The organism is Stenomitos frigidus ULC18, assembly GCF_003003795.1.
GTDB classification, from domain to species: Bacteria; Cyanobacteriota; Cyanobacteriia; order Leptolyngbyales; family Leptolyngbyaceae; genus Stenomitos; species Stenomitos frigidus_A.
This window is the reverse complement of the sequence record NZ_PVWK01000076.1, coordinates 1-15,097: the sequence shown is the minus strand read 5'-3', so window position 1 is coordinate 15,097 and position 15,097 is coordinate 1. Positions and strand designations below refer to the sequence as shown.

The 15,097-nt window shown below is 50.7% G+C and carries 12 protein-coding genes; 10 read left to right on the top strand and 2 right to left on the bottom strand.

What is annotated here, in order from left to right:
* Window positions 1-87 precede the first annotated feature (87 nt).
* Together C7B82_RS12915 and C7B82_RS12910 are read right to left on the bottom strand one after the other, a co-directional pair.
* Window positions 88-339: a transposase DNA-binding-containing protein gene (locus C7B82_RS12915; protein WP_106256700.1), complete on the bottom strand. Its 252-nt coding sequence runs from the start codon at window positions 337-339 to the stop codon at window positions 88-90.
* Window positions 340-412: 73 nt separating this feature from the next.
* On the bottom strand, window positions 413-940 hold the full coding sequence (locus tag C7B82_RS12910; protein ID WP_219904331.1) for a zinc ribbon domain-containing protein: 528 nt from the start codon (window positions 938-940) through the stop codon (window positions 413-415).
* Between the two features lie 600 nt (window positions 941-1,540).
* Here C7B82_RS12910 and C7B82_RS12905 point away from each other — a divergent pair.
* From C7B82_RS12905 to C7B82_RS31490, 10 genes are all read left to right on the top strand, one after another.
* Window positions 1,541-1,801 (top strand): hypothetical protein, encoded by a 261-nt coding sequence (locus C7B82_RS12905; RefSeq protein ID WP_106256698.1) that lies wholly within the window; start codon window positions 1,541-1,543, stop codon window positions 1,799-1,801.
* 804 nt (window positions 1,802-2,605) lie between these two features.
* Window positions 2,606-3,316, top strand: a complete 711-nt coding sequence (locus C7B82_RS12900; RefSeq protein WP_106256701.1) for a dienelactone hydrolase family protein — start codon at window positions 2,606-2,608, stop codon at window positions 3,314-3,316.
* Between the two features lie 49 nt (window positions 3,317-3,365).
* A complete protein-coding gene (locus C7B82_RS12895) occupies window positions 3,366-5,777 on the top strand; it encodes a sucrose synthase (protein ID WP_106256697.1) in 2,412 nt (803 codons plus the stop codon).
* A gap of 86 nt (window positions 5,778-5,863) precedes the next feature.
* Window positions 5,864-8,797, top strand: coding sequence for a beta-phosphoglucomutase (gene pgmB / locus C7B82_RS12890; protein ID WP_106256696.1), 2,934 nt, complete (start codon window positions 5,864-5,866; stop codon window positions 8,795-8,797).
* 439 nt (window positions 8,798-9,236) lie between these two features.
* Window positions 9,237-9,965 carry a 2OG-Fe dioxygenase family protein gene (locus C7B82_RS12885; protein WP_106256695.1) on the top strand — a complete coding sequence of 243 codons (729 nt, stop codon included), beginning with the start codon at window positions 9,237-9,239 and terminating at the stop codon, window positions 9,963-9,965.
* A gap of 136 nt (window positions 9,966-10,101) precedes the next feature.
* Window positions 10,102-11,358 (top strand): cysteine desulfurase-like protein, encoded by a 1,257-nt coding sequence (locus C7B82_RS12880; RefSeq protein ID WP_106256694.1) that lies wholly within the window; start codon window positions 10,102-10,104, stop codon window positions 11,356-11,358.
* An 87-nt stretch (window positions 11,359-11,445) separates the two neighbouring features.
* On the top strand, window positions 11,446-12,444 hold the full coding sequence (locus C7B82_RS12875; protein ID WP_106256693.1) for an NAD-dependent epimerase/dehydratase family protein: 999 nt from the start codon (window positions 11,446-11,448) through the stop codon (window positions 12,442-12,444).
* Complete coding sequence (kbl, locus tag C7B82_RS12870) at window positions 12,401-13,591, top strand: glycine C-acetyltransferase (RefSeq protein WP_106256692.1); 1,191 nt, start codon at window positions 12,401-12,403, stop codon at window positions 13,589-13,591. Before C7B82_RS12875 ends, kbl begins: the two co-directional genes overlap by 44 nt.
* 351 nt (window positions 13,592-13,942) lie before the next feature.
* Window positions 13,943-14,440: a P-loop nucleotide/nucleoside kinase family protein gene (locus C7B82_RS12865; protein ID WP_106256691.1), complete on the top strand. Its 498-nt coding sequence runs from the start codon at window positions 13,943-13,945 to the stop codon at window positions 14,438-14,440.
* 318 nt (window positions 14,441-14,758) lie between these two features.
* Complete coding sequence (locus C7B82_RS31490) at window positions 14,759-15,052, top strand: hypothetical protein (RefSeq protein WP_146141146.1); 294 nt, start codon at window positions 14,759-14,761, stop codon at window positions 15,050-15,052.
* Window positions 15,053-15,097: the final 45 nt, after the last annotated feature.

Below are 15,097 nucleotides of genomic sequence, written 5' to 3'. Positions count from 1 at the left end.
CAATCCAGAATTACCAAAATGGGATATCCTTATTCAACCTGCTAGCGGGTAAATTCATTCCTAGAAATCTCCTAAGCCGCTGAAGTCTCAAGCGGTAGTGTCCTGAATGGCAAGGACGACCGCTTGTTGATTGACTCGCGTCACGACACTGGGTCGATGACTTGCTAAAATTTGTTCCGGCTGCACCCGCTCATTCGCCCAAAACCGATCGATACTCTGGCGCTCAGACGCACTCCCACTCGCTTGTGGCACTCTCTCTCCAGGATGCTCAGCTAAGATTGCCACCGTTTTCCGTAAGCGTTGTCCATCGCGAAAATCTTCGAAGGGATGACTTTTAATTTCTTAGCTCGCCCAATCTCGCCTCATGCTCTCCATCCAGGCAGATCAACAACTTCAACTAAAATTCTCCCACTCAATGCCGCCAATCTAGTCCCTGTAATACTTCTACGTACTTGTGCGTAAGGGATAGATCATAGGAGGACGGGGTCTCTAACCCAGAGTTCTCTACATTACGGAGTTTCTGACGCTTCGTTTCAGCCAGTTGCCGAAAACCTCCAGTATGCTTGGGGCTTTTAGTAGAGCTGAACTGATCTGCGTCTTTGAGAAGGCTAGTTCCTAACCCTCTTGCCCAAAGTAGGCAAACTCTAGCGGACGCGACATCTCTATCCTCTGCGCAGCCACAGGGACACGCATGAAGGCGTTCAGCTAGAGCCTTTGGTTTGACTTGCCAGCATTCAGGGCAGCGCCGCGAGGGCTTGAGTTGCTGCGTTGGAGCTTCCAGGCAAACACCATTTGCCTCCACTGCTTTGTACGCCAGCATCCCGCGCATCATGCCCCAGCCGACATCCAGGATAGAACGGTTCAAGCCAGTCTTCTGGCGTTTGCGCTTACCCTTTTTGGCTTTGCTGGTCATACCTTTGATCTTGAGTTTTTCGGTCACGACGAGGCTGTTGTCGCTCACTATCTCTGCCGTGCGTTTATGTGCCCAACTTGAGTTTGAAACGTCTCCGGCGGTTAAAACCGCGACTACACAAACCAAGTCCCTCTACACGGACTCAGGCAAAGCAAGGGTTTCCGTAACCTGCGGAGGCAGTTTATAGCCCTTGGGGCATGGCTGCGCTAGTGTCTGTGTCACTGCGACCTCAGTCGCCAAGGCTACCCAAATCTCGGCTTTTAAAATATCCTCTCAAGCCGGTAGCATGTTTCTTGCTCAATCAAGTGAATCTTCCAACATTCAAAACCGCCGCCGCTAGGTGCTGTAATCTAATGGCTGCTTTATAGCAACTATAAATGCCTTTGCAAGCGTAGCAACGCTAATGTGCAAGAGGTTTAATATTTATATCGAACTTAAGCCGAAGCAACTTGTTATTAAAGGAGTGCTTACAATAATAAGTAAGCATCTGTAAAAATCAGTGCTTGCCAACAGCGTTGAGCCATAGCTTGAAGCTGTAAAGGCTGCAAAGCAGTATGTGTAGAGGGGTGATTTAAGACAAGAGGCGAGAGCTATAATTAGCCTCATTTAAGAGGTAGGAGCAAGAAGATGGACACGAAAGAATTAACAAAACTTGAGGGTCGCATCAAAGAGCTGAGTCAGGGGCTTAAGCAGTTGTCTGATGATGATGAGCTAACCGAATTGATTAAAATTATTCATCAGCCCGGCTGGACGACACCCGCGGAGCTTCTGTTTGTTTCGGGTTTGGTAGATGCCTTGATGATGAAAACAAAAACACTGCGGAACCTAAAGCACACCCTGATCTCAGGTAGTCGTTTAGTTGGAAAGCAAGTTGCTGTAACACATTAAAAAACTGTGTTGCCTCAATTTTTTTTGAAGATGCATAGAATAATGAATCGTCGGTTGGGTTGAACAGCGTGACCCTAGCGCAGCCATACCAAAGGTTTTACATCAGCGTCACTTCTGTTGGGTTTCGTTAGACTCAACTCAACCTACAGCTTTATGCAGATTTACACGAGATTGGTGTTACCCCAATATTCAACCACCTTGTGCGGTTGTTGATACCGATGTGAGCAGACCTTTACTCTAGTGGGTAAGGGGGTCAATTTACGTAATTGTAACTGGTAACAAGGGGATAAGGGTTTTGTCTTCGAGCAGAGGTCACTCCCTCTATCTCTAGATTGATTTGATACCAATTCAAACGGGATTCAAGGCGATTAACTATCATAGGGGCGTTTCGCGAAACGCCCCTACGAACGAATTACCATGATCACAATTTAAATTGGTATGAGCTTAATGACGCTTAGCCACTCATCGTTAAGGGAGGCGGAGACAATGAAACCAATGATTTGGCATCCAGAAAATAAAGATGAAAAAGTTAATCAGTATCTAGACCGAATGAATCATGCTCCCTATGGCACGATTATCATACTGGCACTAGGTTTGTTCTTCCTGTTTACGTTCGTTGTTCTAGTGGGTGTTTTTTAGGAGGTCTGGTGAACGAAGGCATGATTGGCATGCGTATTGTAAAAGCTGAAAGGTAAAAGCTGAAAGGTCTGTATTTAGCATTAAAAGCAATGCCATATAACCTTCATTTGAACTTGAAGATTTTTGCAACACGAAGGGATATGCACTAGAGAGGAGATGCAGTCTATGCAGACAACCTCGCGAGACAATGCAGACGAACAATCCGTTTCCATCACTGCTGGTTCTGTACAGCTAGAAGGCATTTTGCTGGTGCCAGATGCTGCAGAGGGCGTCATTTTGTTTGCTCATGACGGCAGCAGTAGCCTTTACAGTACTCGCAATCGATATATGGCTCATGTGCTGCATCAAGCTGGTTTAGCAACGCTGCTGCTGAGCTTGATCACGTCTGAGGAAGAAGTCCTTGATGTGCGAACAAAACAGTTCCGGCTTGATGTTGCCCTCCTCAGGGCGCGGCTTGTGAGTGCGACGGATTGGCTGATCCATAACCCAAATACCTGTCACCTGAGGATCGGCTATCTCGGCGATGGGCTTGCGGGTGGTGCAGCGCTACTTGCCGCAACCGTAAATCCACTAGCGTTAGGCGCGATCGCGCTGTACAACGGGCAGATAAACATTGATCATCATCAGCTGCTTCATGTCCAGGCACCCACGCTGCTGATTGTAGACGGCAACGACGAGCAAACTGTGGCGATAAATCAATATGCCTTGAGCCACATCCGGGTGGAGAAGAAGCTTGAACTGATCTCCAGAGCCTCTCACCTTTTTGCAGAACCGAGTGCCCTCGAAGAAGTAGCGCGCTTAGCTAGCCAATGGTTCAAGCATTATTTGACAGCCACCGCGCCGCGAACCTCACCTGACTATCCTGCAGATTCGTAGACCTCACTTCATCATCCTGCGGATTCAGGTTGCTCTGACCGCTATCCCTATGCATAAACTGATCCAAGCTATCGTAAACAGCGACGAGAAAAAGGCGCTACAGCAACTGGTTGATACTTTGAGCGCCTCCGGTAAGCGCTATTTTTTGCGGAATGAGATCTTGCAATCATTTGCTGACTACTGTCACCATCAACCGCCGCCTGGTCATGCATATCACAGCTCTTCGTTGAGTCAACTGATGCACTACACTCATGAGTTGCTGTTAGAGGAGGACAGCATTTGGCTGGTGGTGCGTCCGTGGATTGCGAGTCAGCAGGTGTGGCGGCTCACTGCAGACCTTTCCAGCGGAACGCAGATGACGCTTCAGGCGCTTCTTGACGTGCGCGATCGCCAGGTCGATCGCTACCAGACTCATATCCTCAACATCGACTTTCAACCGTTCTATCAAGGGGCTCCGGTCATCGATGAACCCAGAAAGATCGGTCAAGGTCTGGCCTTTCTCAACCGCTATCTATGCGACAAACTGCTGACCGAGTTCCAGTACTGGTTAGAGGCCCTGTTCAAGGCGCTGCACGTGCTGAAATACGACGGGATACAGCTCTTGATCAACGATCGCATTCAATCGGGTGCTGAGCTATCGCAACAGGTCAAGCACGCCCTCACGTTTTTGGAAGCATCTGCTGCTGATGATCTGTATGAAACCGTTTACCTCAAGCTGCAAACGCTTGGCTTCGAACCGGGTTGGGGCAATACTGTGGCTCGCGCTCGCGAAACCCTGGAACTGCTGAAGCGGCTGATCGACGATCCTGAACCAGCCATTTTAGAAGCCTTTGTGGCGCGCGTTCCGGCCGTATTCCGCGTCGTACTCGTTTCCATTCATGGCTGGGTGGGGCAAGAAAGCGTCTTGGGACGACCGGAAACCCGCAGCCAGGTTATTTATGTGCTGGAGCAAGCCCGAAATCTAGAAAACCAACTTCGCGCTGACATTCAGCAGTCGGGACTGGACTTACTCGGCATCCATCCTCAAGTAATCATTCTGACGCGCCTGATTCCTCATTGTGTGGGCACCCAATGCGCACTCCCTTGGGAAAAGGTGGATGGCACAGACTATGCCTGGATTTTGCGCGTACCGTTCCAAGCATTCAACCCAGCCGTGACACAGAACTGGATTTCTAAGTTTGAGATTTGGCCATATCTCGAAAACTTTGCGGTAGATGCAGAAACGCAACTGCTAGAAAAACTGGGTGGCAGACCCAATTTAATCATTGGTAACTACAGTGATGGCAATCTGGTTGCATCCCTGCTGGCACGTCGTCTCAACGCTATCCAGTGCAACATAGCGCATTCGCTAGAAAAACCGAAATATCTCTTCAGCAACCTTTACTGGCAAGACCTGGAGGAGCGATATCACTTTTCGGCTCAGTTTACGGCTGATCTCATCAGCATGAATGCCGCTGATTTCATCATCACAGCGTCCTATCAAGAAATTGTCGGCACACCGGAGAGCATCGGGCAGTATGAGTCTTATAAATGCTTTACGATGCCCAATCTCTACCATGTCATTGACGGCATTGACTTGTTTAGCCCCAAGTTCAACCGTGTGCCGCCCGGTATCGATGAGCAACTATTCTTCCCCTATCATCAGGTTGAGGCGCAAGAGGCTGAAAGGCGTGCCCGCCTTCAGGCGCTCATGTTTGCACAGGCAGACCCACATATTTTCGGTTATCTGGACCAACCCGATAAACGCCCGCTGCTTGCCGTTGCGCCGATCAACGCGATTAAGAATCTCAGCGGGTTAGTGGAGTGCTTTGGTCGCAGCCCAGCGTTGCAGGCGCACTGTAATCTGATTCTGCTCACGAATGCGTTGGCGATCACTGATGCCATGAACACGGATGAAGCCAGGGAACTGGCCAAGCTGCACGCGCTGATTGACCAGTATGGACTGCATGGGCACATCCGCTGGTTGAGCGTGCGGTTGCCGACTAGCGATCTTGGAGCAGCCTATCGAGCGATCGCCGATCGCCACGGGTTTTTTGTGCACTTTGCCCGGTTTGAAGCCTTTGGACGTACAATCCTCGAAGCGATGATTTCTGGCTTACCCACCTTTGCAACTCAATTTGGTGGCTCCTTAGAAATCATTCAGGACGGCATCAACGGCTTTCATATCAACCCGACTGACTTGGATGGCACCGCTGAGAAAATACTCCACTTTCTCAAACAGTGCGAAACGCATACAGACTGCTGGAATGAGGTGTCCGATCGTGCCATTCTACGCATTCAGGAACACTACAACTGGCACGTCCACACCCGACAACTGCTGCTGCTGACGAAGATTTATAGCTTTTGGAACTACCTGTATGCGGACAGCCGTGATGCGTTGCAATGCTACCTGGAAGCCTTGTTCCACCTGCTGTACAAGCCTAGAGCCGAGCAGATTTTAGCAGAACACATGAAGCGGTGAGGGGCTGGGGGCATCCTGTTTCGTCATCCTCTACCGCCCCACTGCTGGCGTGTCTGCCATTTTCCCATTCGTCACTTTCCACCTCAATGAACATTCCATGCTCTCGTGCTTTAATTTACACAGACTGGACGTTGATCGAACCCCACTTTGATCCAGATCTGCTGCATGCTAGAGAAACCGTCTTTACGATCGGCAACGGCTATTTAGGGACGCGAGGCAGCTTTGAGGAGGGCTACCCCCATGCGTTGGCAGCAACCTTAATGCATGGGGTTTATGACGATGTGCCGGTGGTGTATACCGAACTGGCAAATTGTCCGGATTGGCTGTCCTTTGTAGTCATTGTTGATGGCGAACGGTTTCGGCTCGATCGCGGTGAAATCATCCATTACGAACGCCAGCTAGACCTGCATCACGGCATCTTAAGTCGATCGGTGCGCTGGCGTAGTCCCGATGGGAAGACGTTGGATCTCCGGTTTGAGCGCTTTGCCAGTTTGGCCAATCAGCAGGTGTTAGGACTACGCTGCCAGATTACGCCGATCGACTGTAATGGCACGATTGAGGTGCAGTCCAGCATCAATGGCTATCCCGAAAATCAAGGCTTTGACCACTGGGAACGACTGGATCAAGGTAAGACGGAGCATGGTGTTTGGCTACAGGTGCGCACGCGCAGCACTCGCATCGAACTCGGTATGGCAGCAGCTATGACGGTTGTTGGCACGGATGCCGCTTTGCAGGTGACAAACACACCGGGCTATCCCACTTTGACAACCACCTTTTTGGCGACCGCAGGGCAGACGGTCAGCGTTGAAAAGCTCGTCACGGTATTCACCTCCCAGGAGACAGAACGGCCCGTGCAGGCAGCTCAAGACAAATTGGCTAGCTTGCCAACCTATGCAATGCTGCTTGATGCGCATCAGCGGGCATGGTGTGACGTCTGGCAGTACAGTGATATCGAGATTGGAGGCAACACCACTGCTCAGTTAGCCGTGCGCTACAACCTCTTTCAACTCTTCATTGGTGCTGCCCCACACAACGATCGGGTCAGCGTTCCTGCCAAAACACTGTCGGGGTTAGGGTATCGGGGGCACATCTTTTGGGATACAGAGATTTTTATCTTGCCCTTTTTCATCCTGACGCAACCCGCGATCGCCCGTAATTTGCTGACCTACCGCTATCACACCCTCAACGGTGCACGGCGTAAAGCAACACATGGTGGCTATAAAGGGGCGATGTTTGCCTGGGAAAGCGCGGCAACGGGCGATGAAGTGACACCACGATGGTCGATGCCCAATGATCCGTATGCGGAAGACGTGCGTATCTGGTGCCGCGATCGCGAAATTCACATTAGTGCTGATATTGCCTATGCCGTCTGGCAATACTGGCAGACAACAGGCGACGACCTCTGGCTGCGAGATTACGGAGCCGAAATCATTCTGGATACGGCTCTTTTCTGGATGAGTCGCGTGGAGTGGAATCCAAAGCAGGAGCGCTATGAATTATGTGGGGTGATTGGAGCCGATGAATACCACGAGCAGGTGAATAACAATGCCTTTACGAATCGCATGGTGCAGTGGCACCTCGAAAAGGCGGTTGCCATCTATGAATGGTTGCAGCAGACCTTTCCCGATACGGCTACGGCACTGGCACAACGGCTGCAACTCACCTCAGAGCGACTACAGCGCTGGCAGTCAGTGATCACACAAATGTACATTCCTTACGATGCCAAAACAGGGCTGATCGAGCAGTTCGAGGGGTTTTTCCAGCTCAAGGATATTGACTTAAGCCAGTACGAACCCCGCGATCGGTCCATTCAAATCGTTCTCGGCATTACCGAGACGAATCAGCGGCAGGTGCTCAAGCAACCCGACGTGCTCATGCTGCTCTATCTCATGCGCGGCACGCACGCCTTCCCCTACCGCCATGACGTGCTGCAAACGAACTGGCACTACTACGCGCCTCGCACAGACATCACCTATGGGTCATCGCTGGGGCCAGCTATTCACGCGATCCTCGCTGCAGACATCGATGCCGCAGACATGGGTGCTGCCGACCCCTATGCGCAATTTATGCAGGCAGCCCTGGTCGATCTAGAAGACACTCGCGGGAACACAGGAGACGGTATTCATGCGGCGTCAGCCGGTGGTGTCTGGCAAGCCGTGGTTTTTGGTTTTGGCGGCATTCAGCTCAAGGACAGTGGCCCTGTTGCTACACCCCACCTTCCTCTCACCTGGACTCGCCTCAAATTCAAACTGCACTGGCGTGGCACCTGGCACAGCTTCGATCTATCGCCCTCATCGGCTCAAGCGCGCAACTCTCAGGTTCCTGCTATCCAGGGCTTTATCTTCGACCTCGATGGCGTTTTGACAGACACGGCTGAATGGCACTATCGGGCCTGGCAGCGCTTAGCGGATGAAGAAGGGCTCCCCTTCAATCGAGAGGCTAATGAAGCGCTGCGGGGGGTCTCTCGGCGCGAATCGCTGCTACATATCATCGGCGATCAGCCCTACTCAGAAGCCGCACTCCAGACGATGATGGAGCGTAAAAATCGCTACTATGTGGAATCCATTCAGAATCTCACTCCCCAGGATGTGTTGCCAGGAGTCATTGAGCTGTTGGATGAACTCAGACAAGCGGGCATCAAAATTGCGATCGGCTCCGCCAGTAAGAACGCACGCACCGTCATCGAAAAGTTAGGACTTGCCGATCGCGTGGATGCGATCGCCGATGGCTACAGTGTCGAGCGTCCCAAGCCAGCCCCCGACCTCTTTCTGTACGCCGCCGCTCAGTTAGGACTCGACCCTTCCCATTGTGTAGTGGTTGAAGATGCCGCCGCTGGCATTGAAGCCGCTATCGCCGCTGGCATGTGGACAATTGGACTGGCTCCTGCCGTTAGCGGAGCGTCGCCCGAGGAGCATCGCGTCGGAGCAGCGCACATTGTTCTACCAAACCTGATGGGCGTTCATCTAACCGATTTGCAAACTAAGCTGAGTCAATGTTTGAAGGAAGGTTTTCATCCATGAGATCGGGATGAGATCAGCAATCACCACCTTGACCGACGAGAAAATTAATTACAATAATGAGTAGTAGATAGATGCAAGTAAGCGCTCTACTTTAAGTGCAATATCTGCGTTATTTTTCCGCGTAAGATTGCATTAAATCTACACAAATGAAGGGTGTAGATTTTCGCCACAAAATGTAAAGCTTCCCAATGCATTACCCCTTGGGTAGGAGCCGCTAGAACCTGGCTGGCTTCAATTCCCTTCAGTTCGCAACTTGGGCATAATACCCCTTTCGTATGAACCTATTTCGTATGGATCTGTATAGAAATGCAGGTTGGGATTTATTCGGCTCAACCTACGGCAATTCTATGCCTATTCAAAAAGAATTGGTCAAAAGAGTTGGTATTAACTGTCGATTCAGTGGGGTATTGCGATTAATTCAAGCGAGGCAGCTAAATATATGTTGAATTTGTCTAGACCAGAAGAATTCGTTAAGCCAGAAGCCAATTGCCTGGCGAGTTATGTTTTGGAAATGTTAACGGCGATTAACGTTAACGAGCTCCAGCGGTCTTTTACCCATCTACCAGAAGACCCATACTTAGAGGGCAATTATCGGTTCAGGCGGTTATCCCACTTTAAAATTGTGGGTGATCCTCGCAGCATCAGCGAAGCCGCACGCTTAATTAAACTACCCCATCGCCGCTTATTTCAAAGCAAACAAGTCAACCCTTTATTGGGGGATGTAGTGCGAGAATACGCTGAGCTAGAAGATGCACTCATTCAGCTAGAAGGGTTTCAGCGATTGCTTTGGGAGTTTTTCCAGTTCTGCCAATTGTGTTCAACCTCTAATGAGATTGGAGTCCATCAAATTCGAACTACCGCCGCTTGGGGAAAAATGGGAAATCCTGCGCCTGAAGGAATCCACCGTGATGGTGTGGATGTAGTTGGCATTTTTTCAGTCGATCGCAACGGAATTGGTGGCGGTGAAACCCATCTCTATCAACACAAGGATGACAGTCGCCCGGCATTCAGTAAAGTGCTCAATCCTGGGGAATTTCTGGTCTTTAAGGATGACCAGTATTTCCACTACACCTCACCCGTGAAGGCAATCGCGGAGGAGCAAGGAACAAGAGACGTCTTTGTGCTCACCTGTCCGGGGCTGTTTCCGCCACAAGAGGCGCAGATGTGAGCGATCGTAGGGGCAGGTTTTGCTGTTGATTCATGGCAGAACAGACAATTTATCTGCTGCTAAACCCGCCCCCTACCGCTATCCGCAACGATCGCGGTTTAATTTGAAATCACTTCCCCAATAGGAGATTTCCATTATGGTCCTCGATCTGGGTTGGATTCGTGCTCAATTTCCTGCCTTGCAACAAGAAATGGATGGTCATCCTGTCGTGTTTTTGGATGGACCGGGGGGTACTCAGGTACCGAGTCGAGTGATTGATGCGATCGCCCACTACTTTGTGACCTCCAATGCCAATCTGCATGGTGCGTTTGCGACGAGTGCACGCACCGATGCGCTGGTGGAACGAGCACGATCGTCCGTGGCCGATTTCTTAGGTTGCGATGACGATGAAGTGGTATTTGGGGCCAACATGACGACGCTGACTCTGGCGATGAGTCGCTCGATCGGACGAGAATTGCAGCCAGGTGATGAAATTATCGTCACGAATCTCGACCATGATGCCAATGTCGCCCCCTGGTTGGCGTTGGAAGAGCGTGGCGTCATTGTGCGGACGGTTGATATCCATCCGTCTGACTGCACGCTGGATCTGCAAGATCTAGAGCGCCAGCTAACAGCGCGCACGAAAGTAGTGGCTGTTGGCTACGCATCTAATGCTGTGGGCACGATTAACAATGTCGCCCAGGTGGTGAGGTTGGCTCATGTGGTAGGAGCATGGGCGTTTGTCGATGCGGTTCACTATGCGCCGCATGGGTTGATCAATGTGCGATCGCTGGATTGTGATTTTCTCGTTTGTTCCGCCTATAAGTTCTTTGCTCCTCATGTTGGCATTCTCTATGGCAAGCGAGAGCATCTGACCCGACTGCGACCTTACAAGCCCCGTCCCGCTTCCGACGAAAGCCCCTACCGCTGGGAAACGGGTACCCAAAACTTTGAAGGAATTACTGGAGTGGTCGCCGCCATCGATTATTTGACTGAGTTGGGTCGTCAGATTACACCAACGATTAGCCATCGACGGCTTGCGCTTACAACCGCGATGGTCACCATTCAGGAGTATGAGCGATCGCTGTCTGCATACTTGATCCCCCATCTGCTGGAGATTCCCGGTGTCACCCTCTATGGGATTGCCGATCCATCAAACTTTGCGTGGCGTACCCCCACGGTGGGGATGCGGGTTGCTGGATATTCACCTTTGGATTTGGCGAAACGATTGGGCGATCGCGGCATCTTCACCTGGAACGGTAACTTCTATGCGCTGAACCTGATACAGCGACTGGGGTTGGAGAGCAGTGGCGGCATGTTGCGCATTGGCTGTACTCACTACAACACCCTTGAGGAAATCCAGCGTTTGTTACACACACTGCACGAAATTGCGGTGCATCCGATAGTGGCATGAAGAAATCCAGCGTTGATTGGATCAGCCACAACCGGTGTGGGGTATCGAATATCGGGTGTAGGGAAGGTGAATGAAAGCGGCTGTAATATGCACAAAATATTAGTGACTGGATCGGGGGGACAGCTTGGCAGTGATTTAGTGGTGGCGCTGCGTCGCCTCTATGGCGTGAGCAATGTCATTGAGAGCGGTCGGAGAGTGCCCCTAAAAGGTTCTGGCTCATCCATCTACGAAACCCTGGATGTAACCCAACGCCCCTCGCTAGACGCGATCGTTGAACGCCATCAGATCGATACTGTTTATCATCTGGCGGGTGTGCTGTCAGCGAAAGGAGAACAACAGCCCGATCGCTGTTGGGACGTTAACATTAACGGGTTACGGCATGTTTTGGAAGCCGCGAAAACGTTCAAGCTTCAGGTGTTTTTTCCCAGCTCGATCGCTGTCTTTGGCCCACACACCCCAAAACTCGATACCCCTCAAATCACAATTGAAGATCCTTCGACGATGTATGGCATCACGAAGGTGACGGGAGAATTGCTGTGCCACTATTATGCACAACGCTTTGGGGTGGATGTTCGCAGCCTGCGCTTACCCGGAATTATTAGCTACAGGGCGCTTCCAGGGGGCGGCACGACTGATTTTGCGGTGGAAATCTTCCATGCTGCCCTGAAAGCGAAGACATACACCTGTTTTGTGCGTCCAGAAACGCGGCTGCCAATGATGTACATGCCCGATGCCATTCGCGCCATTCTAGGCATCATGCAAGCCGACCCCTCTGCCATCACAATTCGCACGAGTTACAACCTTGCTGCTGTGAGCTTTTCAGCCGCAGAACTTGTTGCTGAAATACAGACCCATCTGCCACAGTTCACCTGTCATTACGCGCCCGATTTTCGACAAGCGATCGCTGATTCCTGGCCGTCTGTGATTGATGATGCTAAAGCGCGCGCTGACTGGGGATGGCAGCACCAGTATGATTTGGCAGCGATTGTTGAGGACATGTTGGAGGCGCTAAAAACCACAGGAGTAAGGGAGGCTTGTCACCATGAAGAAAACAGCGATTCCCCTGTTTCAGGCATGTTTAGATGACATTCAGGCAGGGAGTTTGACCAAAGAAGAACGTGTGTTAACGACGCCACAAGGTGCCGAAATCACCGTTCAGGGCGACGATCATCCGGTGATCAATTTCTGTGCCAACAATTATTTGGGACTGGCAAACCATCCTGATGTGGTTGCAGCCGCTCAAACGGGATTGGCGCTGTATGGGTATGGCTTGGCGTCGGGGCGCTTTATTTGTGGCACGCAAACCATTCACAAAGTACTGGAAGCCAGAATCTCGACTTTTTTGGGGATGGAAGATACCATTCTCTATACATCCTGTTTTGATGCCAATGGCGGTTTGTTCGAAACGCTGTTAGATGATAATTGTGCCGTCATTAGCGATGCGCTGAACCACGCCAGTATTATTGATGGCGTGCGGTTGTGCAAAGCCAAACGCTATCGCTTTGCCCACGGCGATCTGCAAGCGCTAGAACAGTGTCTTCAGGAAGCACAGTCCGCCAAAATTCGCTTGATTGCAACAGATGGCGTGTTTAGTATGGATGGCGATATTGCTAAGCTAGAACAGATTTGTGACCTTGCAGACGCCAATGATGCACTGGTAATGGTGGATGATAGCCATGCTACTGGCGTTTTAGGAGCCACAGGACGCGGTACCGCAGAACACTGCGGCGTGATGGGACGGGTTGATATCATCACCAGCACGTTGGGAAAAGCGTTAGGTGGTGCGTCGGGTGGCTTCACGTCAGGGCACCGGGCGATCGTGGCATTGCTGCGGCAGCGATCGCGTCCCTATTTGTTTTCCAATACCCTTGCCCCTGCGATTGCTTACACCAGCGTTAAAGTGCTGGATCTGCTCACGGAGTCAAGCGAGTTGCGCGATCGGTTGATGGAAAACACACGCTATTTTCGTCAACAGATGCGCGATCGTGGCTTTGACATCAAAGCTGGTGTGCATCCCATCACACCCATCATGCTTTATGATGCAAAACTAGCGCAGGATATGGCACGCGCTTTGTTAGAAGAAGGCATTTATGTAATTGGTTTTAGCTTTCCGGTTGTGCCGCAGGGGCAAGCGAGAATTCGGGTTCAGGTATCGGCTGCTCACGAGCGATCGCACCTCGATCAGTGTGTAGACACCTTTACGCGAGTGGGACGAAAATACGGCATCCTTTAGCACTCATAGCAATTTGAACGTTCGATCCCGTCTGGAGATCGGATCGTTTACCGTTTCGGGGAACTGCGAAGCAACCGAGCGCGATGTGGCGTCAAGCAGAGGTGGCGCGAATTCTTGATCGTGCCGGAGCGGCATCAGCGGCAGTCTCATATACTCTCTGAGGCAGACGTCCGTTTGCTACCATCAAGACAGTGAACTTGGAAGTGCTTATGACATTAGCAATTGTGGCTGAATCGGCTCCTCTGCAAGTGCAGTCAAGAGGGAGAACTGGAAGGTCAAGTTCAGTATCTCCTGTGGTGAAGCAGTCTAACCAGTTGTTCGGTCCTTTGCTGAGTTGGTAGGCGTTTTAGTATGGGAAATGAGGCAATATTGCATTTCTTCTGTGGGAAAATGGCGGCCGGTAAGTCCACGCGGGCGAAGCGCCTGGCAGAGGAAGTCGGCGGGGTTCTGCTGGTTGAAGATGAGTTGCTGTCGCAGCTTTATCCCGAAGAGATCGTTGATCTAGCGACGTATGTGAAGTACTCCCAGCGGCTCAAGGGTGCGATCGCGAACCACATACGAGCGCTTCTTGCAGCTGGGATGCCTGTGGTGTTGGACTTTCCTGGCAATACGCTGAACCAACGGAAGTGGTTCAAGGAACTGTTTGAGTCTGTCGGTGTTCCTCACAGGCTGCATTATCTTGAGGTCTCCGATGAGGTCTGTAAGCGACAACTACGGGAGCGAAGTAAAGGTAAGGTAGAAGGAGCGGCCTTTACCAGTGACGTCGAGTTTGATGCGATTACGAAGTATTTTCAGCCTCCAACAGACGAAGAGGGCTTTCACATTGTGAGGTATGAGGCTCGTTCTTAAGCGATCGATGAACGTAATGCCTGAGGCGGATAGCATGCGCACTTGATCCAACAACTTCTTTGGGCGTGGCTGGATAAGAGAGAAGCGAATATATGGTGTATCTAATAGTACACGCGTTCATGCTCGTAAGAAATCTGAAAATATGCGGAAAGATTCGGGCTATCAAGCTGGAGCAGCGTATTATGCGGAAATCATCTGCCTAAGCACTAGATTTGGTGATTTATGCCGAATCATTCTGCCTATACACCCAGATTGGGATCTTAGGCGGAAAATTTCAGTCTAATAATAGTTAGACCTACAATCTCAACGGTGAATTAAATGCCAAAACTTTTTCTTGGATCGGCTTTCTTAGCTTCTTCTGTGCTTTTTAGCTTTGCTTTGCCTAGTTCTGCTCAAATTCCGTCAGCAGCTTGCAATACCGTCGTTCGACAAGGAGCAGCTTTAAATTGGATGACTCTCGGTAATGGGCTACCCATTAATCGAGGAACAATGACCATTAATGTTGTTCGTTCTGATGGTGGTTGGTCAACTACGATGGTCAACCAAACCAGTGGAAACAGAAGCATAGATGCTAGTGGTAAGGAGATTTCTAGGAATGAATTTACCCGCTAGCAGGTTGAATAAGGATATCCCATTTTGGTAATTCTGGATTGCGTT

Coding starts and splice junctions, on each gene's coding strand:
- C7B82_RS12905 (WP_106256698.1), top strand. CDS start 1,541: ATGGACACGAAAGAATTAACAAAACTTGAGGGTCGCATCAAAGAGCTG.
- C7B82_RS12900 (WP_106256701.1), top strand. CDS start 2,606: ATGCAGACAACCTCGCGAGACAATGCAGACGAACAATCCGTTTCCATC.
- C7B82_RS12895 (WP_106256697.1), top strand. CDS start 3,366: ATGCATAAACTGATCCAAGCTATCGTAAACAGCGACGAGAAAAAGGCG.
- pgmB (WP_106256696.1), top strand. CDS start 5,864: ATGAACATTCCATGCTCTCGTGCTTTAATTTACACAGACTGGACGTTG.
- C7B82_RS12885 (WP_106256695.1), top strand. CDS start 9,237: ATGTTGAATTTGTCTAGACCAGAAGAATTCGTTAAGCCAGAAGCCAAT.
- C7B82_RS12880 (WP_106256694.1), top strand. CDS start 10,102: ATGGTCCTCGATCTGGGTTGGATTCGTGCTCAATTTCCTGCCTTGCAA.
- C7B82_RS12875 (WP_106256693.1), top strand. CDS start 11,446: ATGCACAAAATATTAGTGACTGGATCGGGGGGACAGCTTGGCAGTGAT.
- kbl (WP_106256692.1), top strand. CDS start 12,401: ATGAAGAAAACAGCGATTCCCCTGTTTCAGGCATGTTTAGATGACATT.
- C7B82_RS12865 (WP_106256691.1), top strand. CDS start 13,943: ATGGGAAATGAGGCAATATTGCATTTCTTCTGTGGGAAAATGGCGGCC.
- C7B82_RS31490 (WP_146141146.1), top strand. CDS start 14,759: ATGCCAAAACTTTTTCTTGGATCGGCTTTCTTAGCTTCTTCTGTGCTT.